The sequence below is a fragment of the Halomonas sp. genome, assembly GCF_014859505.1.
Taxonomy (GTDB): domain Bacteria; phylum Pseudomonadota; class Gammaproteobacteria; order Pseudomonadales; family Halomonadaceae; genus Halomonas.
In genome coordinates, this window is record NZ_JACUUD010000023.1 from 1 (window position 1) to 15260 (window position 15260).

Consider the following 15260-nt stretch of genomic DNA (forward strand, 5'->3'; position numbering starts at 1 on the left):
GAGGTGTGGTGATGATCCTCGGCCTCATCGGGCTGCTGATGGCCATCAACCAGACCTTCGCGCTGAAGCTGTTCGGCTTCTATCCCCTCGGCAACGCCTTCCTCTACTACCTGATCGGCATCTTCCTGGCCGCGGCGCTGCTCTGCTATCCTGCCCGGGCCGCCGACACCCATCGCCTGCCCTGGTACGACTGGGCGCTGGCCGCTGCCGCCCTGGGCTGTGCCGGCTACTTGGGGCTCAACGGGCTGCGCATGACCCAGGAGGGCTGGGAGTTCTTCGCCCCGGTCGAGGCGACCCTGGTGGCCACCTTGACGATCCTGCTGGTGCTGGAGGGGGTGCGCCGCTGCGGTGGCTGGGCGATCTTCACGGTGGCCCTCGTCTTCGGTCTCTACCCGCTCTATGCCGGCCATATGCCGGGCTTCCTGTGGAGCAACCCCTTCGCCCTGGACGAGACGATTCGTGCCCATGTGATGGGGGCGGAGAGCATCATCGGGGTGCCCATGCAGGTGGTGGCCAACCTGATCATCGGCTTCGTGGTGTTCGGCATCGCCCTGACCATCACCGGAGGCGGCGAGTTCTTCATGAACTTCGCCACCGCCCTGATGGGCCGGAGTCGCGGCGGCCCGGCCAAGGTGGCGGTGGTCTCCAGCGCCTTCATGGGTAGCCTCTCGGGCAGCGCCGTCTCCAATATCCTCACCACCGGGACCATCACCATCCCAGCCATGAAGCGCAGCGGCTATTCGCGGGAGTATGCCGCCGCCGTGGAGGCCTGCTCCTCCACCGGCGGCACCCTGATGCCGCCGGTGATGGGCGCGGTGGCCTTCATCATGGCCTCCTTCCTGGGCGTCAGCTACGCCGAGGTGATGGTGGCGGCGCTGCTGCCGGCGATCCTCTTCTACCTGGCGCTGCTGCTCCAGGTGGACCACTATGCGGCCCGCCAGGGGCTTCAAGGCATGCGCCCCGAGGAGATTCCGCGGGTGCTCGCCACCCTGAAGGAGGGCTGGCCCTATCTGCTCAGCCTGGCGGTGTTGATCTACATGCTGCTGGTGATGCGCCTAGAGAGCTACGCCCCCTACTATGCGACCCTGGTGCTGCTGGCAATCTCGTTGGTCCGACGCCGGCAGCGGCTGAGTCTCACCAAGGGGTTCGATTTTCTCTATCAACTTGCCCACGGCATCGGCAACCTGGTGGCGGTGTTGGCGGGCATCGGCCTGGTGGTGGGGGGGCTCTCCTATACCGGGGTGGCCGGCTCCTTCTCCCGGGAGCTCTTGCTCTATGCCGGTGGCAGCATTCCGCTGATGCTGGCGGCGGGGGCGGTGACCAGCTTCGTGCTGGGCATGGGCATGACGGTGAGCGCCTGCTACATCTTCCTGTCGATTCTGCTGGCGCCGGCGCTGGTGGGGGCGGGACTTGACCCTCTGGGCAGCCATCTCTTCATCCTCTACTGGGGCATGCTCTCCTACATCACCCCACCGGTGGCGCTGGCGGCGATCACCGCCGCGGGCGTGGCGGGGGCGAGTAATACCCGCACCAGCCTCCACGCGGTGCGCCTCGGCGGGGTGCTCTTCGTGCTGCCCTTCCTCTTCGTACTCAACCCGGCGCTGATCCTGCAGGGACCCCTGGATCGCATCCTGCTGTCGTCGCTCACCGCCCTTACTGCCATTTGGCTGGTAGCGGCGGCCATGGAGGGCTATCTCTACCGGGTCGGCACGATCGGCTGGCTGCCACGCCTGCTGCTGCTGCTGGCCGCCGCTCTGCTGATCTATCCGGAGTGGCGCAGCGACCTTGTCGGCCTGACCCTGCTGGGAGGCGCCTACCTGTGGCTGGCAGGCCCCTTTCGCCGCCGGGCAGCGCTCCCGGAAGTGAGCGGGGAACAGAGGCCCGGCTGATTTCCGCCTGGCTCGCCAAGACGACGCCGCCGCCCCAAGGGCGGCGGCGTTCGTGGATCACCCCTCCAGGCGCTCGATCACGCAGGCGATGCCCTGTCCGACGCCGATGCACATGGTGACCAGGGCGTAGCGGCCCCCCGAGGCCTCCAGTTGGCGCAGGGCGGTCAGAGTCAGGCGTGCCCCGGATGCGCCCAGAGGGTGCCCGATCGCGATAGCTCCACCGTTGATGTTCAGGCGACTGTCGTCGGCCGAGAGCCCCAGCTGTTTGACGCAGCCCAGCACCTGCACCGCGAAGGCTTCATTGATCTCGATCACGTCCATCTGATCCAGACTCAGTCCTGCCCGCTCAAGGGCCTTTCTGGAGGCAGGCACGGGACCGAGGCCCATGACCCGAGGTTCCACGCCGGCTACGGCACCGGCCAAGAGGCGGCCCCGGGGACGTACGCCGGCACGTTCGCCGGCGGCGCGGCTGCCGACGATCAGGGCGGCGGCACCGTCGTTGAGCCCAGAGGCGTTGCCGGCGGTGACCACGCCGCCTTCGAACAGTGGAGACAGCCTACCGAGCTTGTCGGAATCGGTGCCTGGCCGTGGGTGCTCGTCCCTGTCGACCAGCAGCGGGGGTAACTTGCGACCCTGGGGTACCTCGATACCGAGGATCTCCTCGTCATAAAAGCCTCTGGCCTGGGCGTCGCCGTAGCGTGCCTGGGAGCGCGCCGCATAGGCGTCGCTCTCGGCGCGTCCCAGCCCCAGGTCATGTGCAACGTTGTCGGCGGTCTCCGGCATGCTGTGGTTGCCATAGGTCTGGGCGATCCATGGATTGGGGAAGCGCGAGCCGATCACGGTGTCGTAGAGTGGCTGGTTGCGGGCGAAGGGTGAATCTGCCTTGCCCAGCACATAGGGAGCACGCGACATGGACTCAACGCCGCCGGCCAGGAACAGTTGCCCCTCACCGCTGCGGATCGCCCGGGCGGCGTCCATCACCGCGGCCAGGCCGCTGCCACAAAGGCGGTTGACGGTCTGGCCGGAGACCTCGACCGGCAGGCCGGCCAGCAGGGCCCCGTGGCGGGCCACGTTGCGAGAATCCTCACCGGCCTGGTTGGTGCAGCCGGCCAGCACCTCCTCGTAGTCTTCGGGGGCGAAACCGTTGCGCTGGACCAGGGCCCTCAGAGTCCTGCCCAGCAGGTCGTCAGGACGCAAAGCGGAGAGGCTGCCGCCGTGGCGGCCGAATGGTGTACGAACTCCGTCGTAGATCAAAGCGTCTTGCATGGGATAGCTCCTGTCAGATTGGTTGGGCCGTGGTGGTCAGCGGCAGACCCAGGGCGGCGCGTCGGCGCAGCCAGGGGCTGGGGCGGTAGCGGGGATCGCGGGTGGCAGCGAAGAGGTTGTCGAGAATCGTAAGGATGCGCCGGCTGCCGTAGTGGTCGCCCATGGCCAGCGGGCCATGGGGATAGCCAAGCCCCAGTTCCACGGCGCGGTCGAGAGTTGTTGGCTCAGCCACGCCCTGCTGGGCGATCTCGGCGCCGACATTGACGATGCAGGCGACGACGCGCTGGAGCACGAAGCCGTTGCTGTCGTGGAGAGGACTTACCGGCGTGCCATCGTCGCCGAGCAGAGCCCAGGCGGCATCCCGATAGCGGGTCTCGGTAGCCGGAGTGGTCATCAGACTGCGGCGGCGATCGAGGCCCGCCAGCATCTCGACGGCCACGCAGCGCTGGGCATCGAGTCCCTGGCGGAGGGCGGCTGTGGTGGTGTCTTCGCCCAGCGGAGTGATCAGGCACAGTGACTCTCCGGCTGGCCGCTCGCCCCGGTCCAGCGGCCAGCCGGCAGCGGAAACGAGCGCAGAAAGTGCCTGGGCGGCCTCGGGGTCTTCGGGGCTTACCCATACGGGCAGGGGAGCAGCTTCCGGCGGAGTCGGTTCCGCCGCCACCACCGCTTGGCCATCCTCGTAGCGATAGAAGCCCTCGCCGCTCTTGCGGCCGAGCAGGCCGGCGGTAAGGCGTTGACGCGTGATTGGGGATGGGCGGAAGCGGGGCTCCTCGTAGTACTGGTGATAGATGGACTCCATCACTGCGTGGGAGACATCGAGTCCGGTCAGGTCGAGCAGGCTGAAGGGGCCCATGCGGAAACCGCCCTGATCGACAAGGAGGCGGTCGATGGTGGTGTGATCGGCCACCCCCTCGCTGAGCAGTCGCAGCGCTTCGGTTCCGTAGGCGCGACCGGCGTGATTGACCAGGAAGCCTGGCGTATCGGTGGCGCGGGCGGTGAAGTGGCCCATGGCCTGTCCCAGCGCCTCGACGCGCTCGGCGACATCCGCCGTGGTCCGCAGGCCTGGTATGACCTCTACGATCTTCATCAGCGGCACGGGGTTGAAGAAGTGAAAGCCGATCACTCGCTGCGGAAGCTGGCAGGCGGCGGCGATGGCGGTCACCGATAGCGACGAGGTGTTGGTGGCGAGAACGGCCTGGTCACCCAGAATCCCTTCGAGGCGCATGAACAGTTCCTGCTTGGCCTGGAGGTTCTCGGCGATGGCTTCCACCACGATCTCGCAGCCTGCCAGGTCCGTCAGATCGTCGGCTTCCTGAAGTCGTTCTCGATAGGATGCCAGGTCTTTCTCGCTCAAGCGTCCCTTCGTCACCCCGCGTGTCCAGACACCGGTGATGAAGCTCCTGGCCTCATCCACCGCGCCCATGCGGGCATCATGGAGGCAAACCTCGAGGCCGGCCTGTGCGGCTAACTGGGCGATACCGCGTCCCATGGCGCCGGTTCCGACAATGCCTAGACGGCGGAATGGCAGGGGCGGCGTGACTTCCGAGGGGGAGGGGGGCGACATGGTGGGTTTCTCCTTGCGATGGGGTTTCGGGACAGATATACGATAATATTCTGCATTGCGAAATTGAATTCTGTTTATTGACTCCCATCCTAGGCTATGCAAAAGTGCCTGGCAATAGATGCGAACTACAATTCTACTATGCAGAATTGGTTCTTCTGGCGTTGCCGACGTCGTGAGACCCGTCTGCCACTCGACCTGTGAGGACACGCCATGATTCGCGATCCGGAACTCCTGAATCAGCTTCTCGATACCATTTCTCGTTTCGTGCGCGAACGACTGATTCCCAACGAGGCACGCCTGGCCGAGGACGATGCCGTTCCCCCCGAGTTGCTCGCGGAGATGAAGGAGATGGGGTTGTTCGGCCTGTCGATCCCCGAAGAATTCGGCGGACTCGGCTTGACCATGGAGGAGGAGGCGCTGGTGGCCATGGAGATCGGCAAGACGTCTCCGGCTTTCCGCTCGGTCTTTGGCACCAACAACGGCATCGGCGCTCAGGGCATTCTGATCGACGGTACTCCGGAGCAGAAAGCACGTTACGTGCCGCCACTGGCCACCGGCGAGATTCTGAGTTCGTTCTGTCTCACCGAGCCTGACGTCGGTTCCGATGCGGCGAGCCTGCGCACCACGGCCGTGCGCGACGGCGATCACTACATCCTCAATGGCACCAAGCGCTACATCACCAATGGTCCCGAGGCGGATCTGTTCACCGTGATGGCACGAACAGATCCTGACAACAAGGGTGCCAGTGGCATTTCGGCCTTTATCGTCGAAGGCAGCACCCCCGGACTCGAGCGCGGGCCTGCCGACAACAAGATGGGTCAGAAGGGCGCCCATACCTGCGACATCATCTTCAATGATTGCCGGGTGCCGGCCGAAAACATCATCGGCGGGCGCGAGGGGCAGGGCTTCAAGACAGCGATGAAGGTACTCGACCGCGGCCGCCTGCATATTTCCGCCGTCTGCGTCGGTGTCGCCGAACGGCTGGTCGAGGAGTCGCTCCGCTATGCGATGGAGCGCCAGCAGTTCGGTGGGCCGCTATCCAGCCATCAGCTGATTCAGGCGATGCTCGCCGACAGCAAGACCGAGGCATATGCCGGCCGCACCATGGTCCTCGACGCAGCACGCCGCAAGGATGCCGGCGAGGATGTCTCGACCCTGGCCTCATGCGCCAAGCTGTTCTGTTCCGAGATGGTTGGCCGTGTTGCCGACCGTGCGGTTCAGATCCATGGTGGGGCGGGTTACATGGCGGAGTACGCCGTCGAGCGTTTCTACCGCGACGTGCGGCTGTTCCGCATTTATGAGGGCACCACCCAGATTCAGCAGCTGGTGATCGCCCGAAATATGGTGCGGGAGGCGTCCTGATGGGCCTTTCCGTAACACATCGGGCTCCTGACGAGCGCATCTTTGGCCGTCTGGCGAGTGAACTGGTGGCAGAACTGCCCGAGCGGTTGAGTCACCGCGTGCTCGACAATGCTCGGCGCATTCCCGATCGGCCGGCACTGGTCGATGGTGAAGTCCGCTGGAGCTATGCCGATCTGGGGAGCGAGATTCTCAAGGCCCGGAAGTGGCTGGTCTCGCTGGGGATTCGACCCGGCGATCGTCTGATGACGGTCGGAGAGAACAGTCGCGCCCTGGTGGTGCTGTTGCTGGCGGCCAGCGAACTGGATGCCTGGGTGGCGATCGTCAACTCGCGCCTGACGGACAAGGAAATCGACCTGATTCGCGATAACTGTCTGCCCCGGCGCACCTTCTATACCAGTGAGGCGTCCCCCGATGCGGAAGCGCACGGCCGTCGCCACGGTGCCGAGCGTCTGTCGCATCCCAGCCTGGGCGCGCTGCGGGTAGGGACGCTGGCCGACAGCGATGCGGAACCGGTGGCGGCCAGTGGCGCCGAGCAGGTCGCGGCGATGATCTACACCTCCGGGACCACCGGCACGCCCAAGGGCGTCATGCTCACTCACCGCGGCATCCTCTATATCGCCTCGATCTCGGGTGGCATGCGCCATCTCAGTGAGGGGCAGCGCGTCTACGGGGTGCTGCCCATGTCCCATGTTTTCGGTCTCTCCTCGGTGTGCATGGGATCGCTCTACAACGGCGCTTGCCTCTACACGGTGCCGCGCTTCGATGCGGCGATGCTGCTGGATGCCCTGCAGCGGGAACGCATCACCGTCCTGCAGGGCGTTCCGGCCATGTACGCGCGAACCCTGGAGTTTGTGCGCCGTAAGGGTCAGGCCCTGGAAATTCCCGCACTGATCTATATCTCCGCAGGCGGCTCTCCTCTGGATGCTGATATCAAGGGGAGAGTGGAGGCTGCTTTCGGCTTGACCCTGCACAACGGCTACGGGTTGACCGAGGCCAGTCCGACCATCAGCCAGACCCGGATCGACGATCGTCACGCCAGCAATACCGTGGGACGTGTCCTGCCGCTGCTGGAGTATCGCCTCGAGCCCTTGGGCGCCAGCGGCGATGCCGCCGATGACGGTGACGAGGTGGGTGAGCTCTGGGTGCGGGGCCCCAATGTGATGAAGGGCTACTTTCGTCAGCCCGAGGCGACGCGAGCCTGCCTCACTGAGGATGGCTGGCTCAACACCGGCGACATTGCACGCGTCGACGAAGATGACCAGCTCTATATCGTGGGGCGCAGCAAGGAGCTCATCATCCGCTCCGGGTTCAACATCTATCCTCCCGATGTGGAGGCGGTGATCAACGAGCATCCCGATGTGACGCTGTCGGCCGTGGTGGGGCGTCAGGTATCGGGCAACGAGGAAGTGGTGGCCTTCGTGCAGTGTGAGCCTGGCGCAGACCTCGAGGAGGCGGCGCTTCGGACGTTCATTGCCGAGCGGCTGGCACCCTACAAGCGGCCCTCGCAGATCGTGCTGGTGGAAAGTCTACCCGCGACGGCCAGCGGCAAGATCCTCAAGGGGCGCCTGCGCGACATGGCGCAGGGGAAGGACCCGTCATGAGCCATTCCTTGCCGTTGTCGTGGCGGATGGTGGGCTTTCAGGAGCTGCTGGGAGTTCGTGTCGTCGACTGGGAGCCTGATCGGGTGACGCTCGAGCTGACAGTCGAGCCGCATCATCTCAACCGTAGCGGTATCGTGCACGGTGGCGTTCTCTGTACCTTGCTGGATGTGGCCTTGAGCTTTTCGGGCCTGCACTGCGAGGCGCCAGATCAGCTGCGCAAGGCGATGACGCTGTCGCTCTCCACCACCTTCGTTGCGCCAGCCAGGGGAGAAGCGCTGCGCGCTATCGGTCGGCTGGAAGGGGGAGGGCGCAGTACCTTCATGGCCAGTGGCAAGGTATTCGACAGCCAGGGCAACCTCGTGGCGATGGGGGAAGGGTCCTTTCGTCGGCGTCGGGGAAGCGAGGCCGAGGAGGGAGAGAGCCAGTGAGCCGGGATCGCCTGAGGGTATCCCTGCTGCTGGTCGTGACGCTGGCAACCCTGGCAGATCTGGTGTTCGTCAGCACCCAGGCCCAGTGGTTGGCCATGGTCGCTCTGGGAGGGTATCTGCTCACTCTGCGTGGTCTCTCGTCCATGGCCCTTACCCTGTTGGGCGCTGTGGTCCTGCTCAGTCTGGTAGCGCTGTGGCATCACTCCGCCCCCTTGGCGCTGCTGCGCGAGGCGGCGGGACGCTTCGCCTTCTTCGCGACCTTTCTGGTCGCCCTGGGCCTGCTTCGGCTACCCGCCTATCGGTCGAGGCTGGTGAAGCGCTGCGGGCATGCCATGCTGCTTCAGCCACCCAGCCAGCGTTATCCGATCCTGTCACTGGGCTCGTCGCTGTTCGGCATCATCCTCAACATCGGCGTGCTGAATCTCGTGGCCGCCATGATAGAGAAGAGCAATACCCTGGCGGCCGCTCAGGGGCGTCTGTGGGTCCAGCAGGCAAGACAGCGGCGCATGATGCTTGCGCTGCTGCGCGGTTTTGCACTGGCGCCACTGGTGTCGCCTATGGGCATCGGCATGGCGGTTGTGCTCTCGAGCATGGAGGGCCTGCGCTGGATCGAGCTGGCGCCCTACGCCCTGGGTGCGGCGCTGCTGCTGTTTCTGGTCGGGTGGGGGGTCGATCGCGTCACCGGCCCACGAATGCAGCAGGCCAGGGAGCATGCGGCTCCCTCGCTGAGACCCCTGGGGCGTTTCTCCCTGTTGCTGCTCGCGCTGGTGGCGCTGATCTTCTCTCTCGCCTGGGGGCTCGATCTTCAGCTGCCCACCGCCGTGCTGTTGGGGGCGCCCCTGGGGGCTTTCCTGTGGCTCTGCTGGCAGCTCCGTGGCCATGGCATGGCGGGAATGCCGGCTGCCACCGTTGCCCTGCATCGCGGGCTGCCCAGGCTGGTTTCACCGGCGTCCAACGAGATCGTGGTGCTGGGGGCTGCAGGCTATCTGGGGCATCTCTGCGTGGGACTAGTGAATGGTTCGGCCCTGGCCGGAAGCCTCGGCTTCCTGTCATCGCTGGGGGCAGGCACGGCGGTCATCGCCATGCTGCTCGTGGCCGTGCTGGCGCAGGTTGGCATCAATCCCATCGTCAGCGTCACCCTGCTGGCAGGCATCCTGCCGACATTGGGCATCGATGGGCTGTCGTTGCCCGTTCTTGCGGTCTCGCTGCTGGTGGGGTGGACGCTGGCGCTCATGTCATCCCCCATGACGGTCTCGATGCTGATTCTCTCCAGGTTCACTGGTGTTTCATCGCTGCGGATCGGTTATCGCTGGAACGGCCTTTTTCTCTGTCTCGCCATGCCGCTATTGGCGGTTTGGTTCCTGACAGCACGTTTTTGAGCGCGACAATTGGCGCTTGACTGTGGTCAGGCCGTTCAGCACCATAATATAAATAGAATCAAGTTTCGCAATGCAGAATAAGATGATCTGTCACGACAGGCCGTAATGATGAGTAGAGGAAATTTCGACATGTCCCAGATGCCCGCCTTCCACTGGCAAGACCCGCTGCTCCTCGACCAGCAGCTCACCGACGAGGAGCGCATGGTGCAGCAGAGCGCTGCCCAGTTCGCCGCCGACAAGCTCGCGCCCCGCGTGCTGGAGGCCTTCCGCCACGAGCAGACCGACCCGGCCATCTTCCGCGAGATGGGCGAGACCGGCCTGCTGGGAGCCACCATCCCCGAGCAGTATGGTGGCAGCGGCCTCAACTACGTCTGCTACGGGCTTATCGCCCGTGAGATCGAGCGCGTCGACTCCGGCTACCGTTCCATGATGAGCGTGCAGTCCTCCCTGGTGATGGTGCCGATCAACGAATTCGGCAACGAGGCCACCAAGCAGAAGTACCTGCCGAAGCTGGCCAGCGGTGAGTGGATCGGCTGCTTCGGTCTCACCGAGCCCAACCACGGCTCCGACCCCGGCGGCATGGTGACCCGCGCCCGCAGGGTCGACGGCGGCTATCGCCTCACCGGCAGCAAGATGTGGATCACCAACAGCCCCATCGCCGACGTCTTCGTGGTGTGGGCCAAGGACGACGAGGGCGATATCCGCGGCTTCGTGCTGGAGAAAGGCTGGGAGGGGCTCTCCGCCCCGGCGATCCACGGCAAGGTGGGCCTGCGCGCCTCGATCACCGGCGAGATCGTCATGGACAGCGTCTTCGTGCCCGAGGAGAACATGTTCCCCGAGGTGCTCGGCCTCAAGGGGCCCTTCACCTGTCTCAACTCGGCGCGCTATGGCATCGCCTGGGGGGCGCTGGGTGCCGCCGAGGACTGCTGGCACACCGCCCGCCAGTACACCCTGGACCGCCAGCAGTTCGGTCGGCCGCTGGCCGCCAACCAGCTGATCCAGAAGAAGCTGGCCGACATGCAGACCGATATCTGCCTGGCCCTGCAGGGCTGCCTGCGCCTGGGCCGCATGAAGGACGAGGGCACCGCCGCGGTGGAGATCACCTCGATCATGAAGCGCAACAGCTGTGGCAAGGCGCTGGATATCGCCCGCCTGGCCCGCGACATGCTGGGCGGCAACGGCATCAGCGACGAGTTCGGGGTGGCGCGCCACCTGGTCAACCTCGAGGTGGTCAACACCTACGAGGGCACCCACGACGTTCACGCGCTGATCCTGGGGCGGGCCCAGACCGGCCTCCAGGCCTTCTGCTAGGCCCTGCCACCGAACGCCCAACAACAATTCACCGGAGATACGCCATGAAAGTCCTCGTCGCGGTCAAACGCGTCATCGACTACAACGTGAAGATCCGGGTCAAGCCGGATCACTCCGACGTCGACCTCACCAACGTCAAGATGGCCATGAACCCCTTCTGCGAGATCGCCGTGGAAGAGGCGGTGCGCCTGAAGGAAAAGGGCATCGCCACCGAGGTGGTCGCCGTGACCATCGGTCCCAAGGCCGCCCAGGAGCAGCTGCGCACTGCGCTGGCGCTGGGCGCCGACCGTGCCATCCACGTCGAGACCGATGAGCGCGTCGAGTCGCTGGGCGCCGCGAAGGCGCTGGCCAGGCTGGTGGAAGAGGAGCAGCCGGGCCTGGTGATCCTCGGCAAGCAGGCCATCGACACTGACAACAACCAGACCGGCCAGATGCTGGCGGCCCTCACCGGCCTGCCCCAGGGCACCTTCGCCTCCGAGATCAAGGTCGAAGGCGAGAAGCTCCAGGTCACCCGCGAGGTCGACGGCGGCCTGCAGACCGTCGAGCTGAGCCTGCCGGCCATCGTCACCGCCGACCTGCGCCTCAACGAGCCGCGTTACGCCAAGCTGCCCGACATCATGAAGGCCAAGAAGAAGCCGCTGGACGTGAAGACCCCGGCGGATCTCGGCATCGAGGTGGCCTCGAAGGTCAAGCTGCTCAAGGTCGAGCCGCCGGCCGAGCGAAAGGGTGGCGTCAAGGTGGGCTCCGTGGACGAGCTGATCGATAAACTCAAGAACGAAGCCAAAGTGCTTTGACAATAGTGCTTTGAAAGGAGCGGATCTCATGAGCATCCTGGTACTCGCCGAACATCACGACGGCGCCCTGGCCGGCGCCACCGCCCATGTGGTAGCGGCCGCCCAAGCCATCGGGGGCGATATCGATATCCTGGTGGCCGGTGAAGGCGTCGGCGCCATCGCCGAGGCCGCCGCCAAACTCGACGGCGTGAGCCGTGTGCGCGTGGCCGACCACGCCGCCTACGCCCATCTGCTGGCCGAGCCCACCGCGGCGCTGATCGCGGAGCTGGCCGGCGACTACACCCATCTGCTGGCCTGTGCCTCCACCACCGGCAAGAACGTGCTGCCCCGGGTGGCCGCGCTCAAGGACGTGGGGCAGATCTCCGAGATCATCAGCGTGGAATCACCGGACACCTTCAAGCGCCCGATCTACGCCGGCAACGCCATCGCCACGGTGCAGAGCGAGGACGCCCTCAAGGTGATCACCGTGCGCGCCACCGGCTTCGATGCGGTGGGCGAGGGTGGAAGTGCTGCCATCGAGGCGGTGGACTTTGTCGCCGACAATGCCCAGTCCACCTTCGTCAAGGAGGAGCTGGCCAAGTCCGACCGTCCCGAGCTGGGTGCCGCCAAGGTGGTGATCTCCGGCGGCCGCGGCATGGGCAGCGGCGAGAACTTCACGCTGCTCGACGGCATCGCCGACAAGCTTGGCGCGGCCATCGGCGCCTCTCGTGCCGCGGTGGACGCCGGCTTCGTGCCCAATGACATGCAGGTGGGCCAGACCGGCAAGATCGTGGCGCCCGAGCTCTACATCGCCGTGGGCATCTCGGGGGCCATCCAGCACCTGGCCGGCATGAAGGACTCCAAGGTGATCGTCGCCATCAACAAGGACGAGGAGGCGCCGATCTTCCAGGTCGCCGACTATGGCCTGGTCGCCGATCTCTTCCAGGCCCTGCCGGAGCTCGAGGAGAAGCTGTAGGGCCTATCCTTGATGGACATGTCGAACACACCGTGACCGGCCCCCGAAAGGGGGCCGGTCTTTTACCCAGCGAATCCTGGATGCTACAGGCAGCCATGGTTCCAGCTTCGCCGGGGGGTGAAACCCCATCGGGTGGTTCACTTTAGCACTGCCTGGTTTCCAGGAGTCTGGGGGGCTACAGGCGACTGGCAAGCAGGGCGGTGAGCTCGTCGTCACTGAGCACCAGCGGGTTGGTTTTCATGCTGCCGCCTCGCGAATTGGCGACCACGCGGGGGAGGTCGCTTTCCTGCATGCCGAACGCTCCCAGTCGCGGCATTTCCAGGCGGCGGGTCCAGTCGCGCAGGGTAGCCACCAGGGCGTTGCAGGCCTGTGGGTCATCCAGGTCGGGGGAATCGCCGAGCAGGCGGCCGACCCTGGCATATTTCGCCAGGGCCTCGGGGGCTTGCCCGCGTTCGTGCAGTGCGGCGATGTTCACCGCGGTGGCCTCGGCCAGCAGGGTGCCGCACACCACGCCGTGGGGAGCGGGGAAGAAGGCGCCCAGTGGCGACGCCAGGCCGTGCACCGAGCCCAGGCCCGCCTGGGCCAGGGTGATGCCGGACATCAGCGATGCATAGGCGATCCCCGGATAGCCCTCATCGGCATGCCGGGCGTCGCCGTCCAGTGCGGTCCAGAAGCCCTGGCAGAAGGCCTGCATGCCGGACCAGGCCAGTGCATCCGTAAGCGGACTGGCGTTGGCGGAGACATAGGACTCCAGCAGTTGGGTGAAGGCATCCATGCCGTTGGCGGCCAGCTGGTCCGCGGGGCAGCCGGCCAGCAGGTTCGGGTCGACCAGGGCGACGCGGGCCATCAGCCGGTCGTCCCGGAACGACTTCTTGAAGCCCTCAGGTCCTCGCTCGCTGAGCACGGCGTTGCGGGTCGCCTCGCTGCCGGTCCCCGCCGTGGTGGGCACGGCGATCAGCGGGGCGGCGGGCCCGGGGTAGGGCAGGCCCCGGCCCACCCCCTCGAGATGGTCCATGACCGAGGTGCCGGTATGCAGCAGGCCGGCCACGGCCTTGCCGGCATCGAGGGCGCTGCCGCCGCCGATGGCCACCACGACGTCGATCCCCGCCCCGCGGTGCGCCGCCACGACCTCATCCACCAGGCGAGGAGAGGGTTCTCCGGCGACGCTGACGTGCTGCCAGCTCACCCCCTGCTCCGCCAGCGCCGCCTGGAGCTCGGGCCAGCGGGGAGAGCCGACGAAGGAACGCCGGCCGGTGACCAGCAGGATGCGCCTGCCGTGCCGGGCGATCAGCGCCGGCAGGCGTTCAAGGGTCTGGCGGCCGAAGTGGATCTCGGGAAGGGGGGAGAGGCGGAAGGCGCCGATCTCTTCGAGACGTGGCGTGTGCGGCATGACATCGATCCCTGGGGTGGCGGGCAGGAGATCCACTATAGGGGGCTCTCCCGGGGCGGGCCAATCGTCACGCCGCCAACGCCTCGAGTGGCCCGACTCAGCGCTCGAGATCGGTCCATGCCGGTGCATGGTCGGAGGGCCTCTCCATGCCGCGCAGGACGTAGTCGATGCCGGCATCGACTACCTTCGCGGCCAGCGGCGCGGTGACCAGGATATGGTCGATGCGCAGGCCGCGCTTCGGCTCACGATCGAAGCCCTTCGAGCGGTAGTCGAACCAGCTGAAGCGGTCCTCCACCTCCGGATAGTGCAACCGGTAGCTATCGGTGAGTCCCCAGGCCTTGATGCTCGCGAGCCACTCCCGCTCCACCGGCTGGAAGCTGGTCTTGCCGTCGCGCAGCCAGCGCTTGCGGTTGGCCTCGCCGATGCCGATGTCGATCTCCTCGGGGGAGATATTGAAGTCACCCATCACCGCCAGGCGCTCGTCCGGTCGGTGCCGGGTCTCCAGCAGCCGTTGTAGCTGAGCGTAGAACGCGCGCTTGTGGGGAAACTTCACCGGGTGGTCGAGGTTCTCGCCCTGGGGGAAGTAGCCGTTGTACACCGTCAGCGGCTCGCCGCCCGCGGGGCGCAGCCGAACGCCGATCATGCGCTTCTGGGCGTCCTCACTGTCGTCGGGGAAGCCGTAGTGCACCGCCTCGGGCTCGCCGCACTGGACGACGTCGATCATCAGGGCGACGCCGTAATGCCCCTTCTGACCGTGGAAGAGTACCCGGTAGCCCATCGCCTCCACCGCCTCCCGGGGAAACTCGCTGTCCTGGACCTTGGTCTCCTGCAGCCCGATCACCGCCGGGCGCTGGGCGGCCACCAGGGCCTCGAGCTGGTGGAGGCGAGCACGAATGCCGTTGATATTGAACGTGACCAGGCGCATCAGCTCTCCGAGCTCCCCTGGTCGGGGCTCCCTGTGCCGGGGCTCTCTGTCTTCTGGCTCTCGGTCGCCTGTCCTGGATGGATGGCGATGCCTTCACCGGCTTGCTGGCGGGCCAGCTTGCGGGCGGCCTGGATCTTGCGCTGCTGGCGCTTCTTCTGGGTATAGCGGGTGGACGAGGTCACCTGATCGGGGTTCTCGTGGCGCCACTGCTTGTAATCCTTGCGCCGGCCGGTGCGAATCTGCACCTTGTCGGCCAGCGAACGGGTCTTCTTGCGACGGGTCATGGAAAAACTCCTCTGGACTGGCGCGCATTCTACCAGCCCAGCCGCGCCGGCCACAGGCGAAGCGCTAACGAGACGCGCCCTTCGTCGCATTGGCTGTTACAATGCGCATTTG

General features: G+C 66.0%; 13 protein-coding genes. 8 read left to right on the forward strand and 5 right to left on the reverse strand.

What is annotated here, in order from left to right; translation table 11 throughout:
• Positions 1–1889, forward strand: a 1889-nt coding sequence (locus tag IBX53_RS05350) for a TRAP transporter fused permease subunit (protein WP_290906523.1), incomplete at its 5' end; no start/stop codon positions are given.
• 57 nt (positions 1890–1946) lie between these two features.
• On the opposite strand, the gene IBX53_RS05355 is transcribed toward IBX53_RS05350, so the two are convergent.
• Both IBX53_RS05355 and IBX53_RS05360 read right to left on the reverse strand, forming a co-directional pair.
• Positions 1947–3155, reverse strand: a complete 1209-nt coding sequence (locus tag IBX53_RS05355; RefSeq protein ID WP_290906526.1) for a 3-oxoadipyl-CoA thiolase — start codon at positions 3153–3155, stop codon at positions 1947–1949.
• A gap of 13 nt (positions 3156–3168) precedes the next feature.
• Complete coding sequence (locus IBX53_RS05360; protein ID WP_290906529.1) at positions 3169–4719, reverse strand: 3-hydroxyacyl-CoA dehydrogenase; 1551 nt, start codon at positions 4717–4719, stop codon at positions 3169–3171.
• Positions 4720–4929: 210 nt separating this feature from the next.
• Between IBX53_RS05360 and IBX53_RS05365 the strand changes: the two genes are divergently transcribed.
• The 7 genes from IBX53_RS05365 (at position 4930) to IBX53_RS05395 (ending at position 12549) form a co-directional block, all read left to right on the forward strand.
• A complete protein-coding gene (locus IBX53_RS05365) occupies positions 4930–6081 on the forward strand; it encodes an acyl-CoA dehydrogenase family protein (protein WP_290906532.1) in 1152 nt (383 codons plus the stop codon).
• Positions 6081–7682: a class I adenylate-forming enzyme family protein gene (locus IBX53_RS05370; protein ID WP_290906535.1), complete on the forward strand. Its 1602-nt coding sequence runs from the start codon at positions 6081–6083 to the stop codon at positions 7680–7682. The genes IBX53_RS05365 and IBX53_RS05370 overlap by 1 nt, the downstream gene beginning before the upstream one ends.
• Positions 7679–8110 (forward strand): PaaI family thioesterase, encoded by a 432-nt coding sequence (locus IBX53_RS05375; protein WP_290906539.1) that lies wholly within the window; start codon positions 7679–7681, stop codon positions 8108–8110. The genes IBX53_RS05370 and IBX53_RS05375 overlap by 4 nt, the downstream gene beginning before the upstream one ends.
• A complete protein-coding gene (locus tag IBX53_RS05380; RefSeq protein WP_290906541.1) occupies positions 8107–9489 on the forward strand; it encodes a hypothetical protein in 1383 nt (460 codons plus the stop codon). The genes IBX53_RS05375 and IBX53_RS05380 overlap by 4 nt, the downstream gene beginning before the upstream one ends.
• Before the next feature lie 129 nt (positions 9490–9618).
• The gene (locus IBX53_RS05385; protein ID WP_290906543.1) at positions 9619–10800 is read left to right on the forward strand and encodes an acyl-CoA dehydrogenase; all 1182 of its coding nucleotides are present in this window, start codon (positions 9619–9621) and stop codon (positions 10798–10800) included.
• Positions 10801–10844: 44 nt separating this feature from the next.
• Positions 10845–11594 carry an electron transfer flavoprotein subunit beta/FixA family protein gene (locus tag IBX53_RS05390; RefSeq protein WP_290906546.1) on the forward strand — a complete coding sequence of 250 codons (750 nt, stop codon included), beginning with the start codon at positions 10845–10847 and terminating at the stop codon, positions 11592–11594.
• Positions 11595–11622: 28 nt separating this feature from the next.
• Complete coding sequence (locus IBX53_RS05395) at positions 11623–12549, forward strand: FAD-binding protein (protein WP_290906549.1); 927 nt, start codon at positions 11623–11625, stop codon at positions 12547–12549.
• A gap of 175 nt (positions 12550–12724) precedes the next feature.
• Here IBX53_RS05395 and IBX53_RS05400 read toward each other — a convergent pair whose 3' ends face one another.
• From IBX53_RS05400 to IBX53_RS05410, 3 genes are all read right to left on the reverse strand, one after another.
• Complete coding sequence (locus IBX53_RS05400) at positions 12725–13939, reverse strand: iron-containing alcohol dehydrogenase (RefSeq protein ID WP_290906553.1); 1215 nt, start codon at positions 13937–13939, stop codon at positions 12725–12727.
• Positions 13940–14036: 97 nt separating this feature from the next.
• On the reverse strand, positions 14037–14864 hold the full coding sequence (xthA, locus tag IBX53_RS05405) for an exodeoxyribonuclease III (protein WP_290906557.1): 828 nt from the start codon (positions 14862–14864) through the stop codon (positions 14037–14039).
• On the reverse strand, positions 14864–15148 hold the full coding sequence (locus IBX53_RS05410; protein ID WP_290906561.1) for a hypothetical protein: 285 nt from the start codon (positions 15146–15148) through the stop codon (positions 14864–14866). The genes xthA and IBX53_RS05410 overlap by 1 nt, the downstream gene beginning before the upstream one ends.
• Positions 15149–15260: the final 112 nt, after the last annotated feature.

Coding starts and splice junctions, on each gene's coding strand:
- IBX53_RS05355 (WP_290906526.1), bottom strand. CDS start 3,155: ATGCAAGACGCTTTGATCTACGACGGAGTTCGTACACCATTCGGCCGC.
- IBX53_RS05360 (WP_290906529.1), bottom strand. CDS start 4,719: ATGTCGCCCCCCTCCCCCTCGGAAGTCACGCCGCCCCTGCCATTCCGC.
- IBX53_RS05365 (WP_290906532.1), top strand. CDS start 4,930: ATGATTCGCGATCCGGAACTCCTGAATCAGCTTCTCGATACCATTTCT.
- IBX53_RS05370 (WP_290906535.1), top strand. CDS start 6,081: ATGGGCCTTTCCGTAACACATCGGGCTCCTGACGAGCGCATCTTTGGC.
- IBX53_RS05375 (WP_290906539.1), top strand. CDS start 7,679: ATGAGCCATTCCTTGCCGTTGTCGTGGCGGATGGTGGGCTTTCAGGAG.
- IBX53_RS05385 (WP_290906543.1), top strand. CDS start 9,619: ATGTCCCAGATGCCCGCCTTCCACTGGCAAGACCCGCTGCTCCTCGAC.
- IBX53_RS05390 (WP_290906546.1), top strand. CDS start 10,845: ATGAAAGTCCTCGTCGCGGTCAAACGCGTCATCGACTACAACGTGAAG.
- IBX53_RS05395 (WP_290906549.1), top strand. CDS start 11,623: ATGAGCATCCTGGTACTCGCCGAACATCACGACGGCGCCCTGGCCGGC.
- IBX53_RS05400 (WP_290906553.1), bottom strand. CDS start 13,939: ATGCCGCACACGCCACGTCTCGAAGAGATCGGCGCCTTCCGCCTCTCC.
- xthA (WP_290906557.1), bottom strand. CDS start 14,864: ATGCGCCTGGTCACGTTCAATATCAACGGCATTCGTGCTCGCCTCCAC.
- IBX53_RS05410 (WP_290906561.1), bottom strand. CDS start 15,148: ATGACCCGTCGCAAGAAGACCCGTTCGCTGGCCGACAAGGTGCAGATT.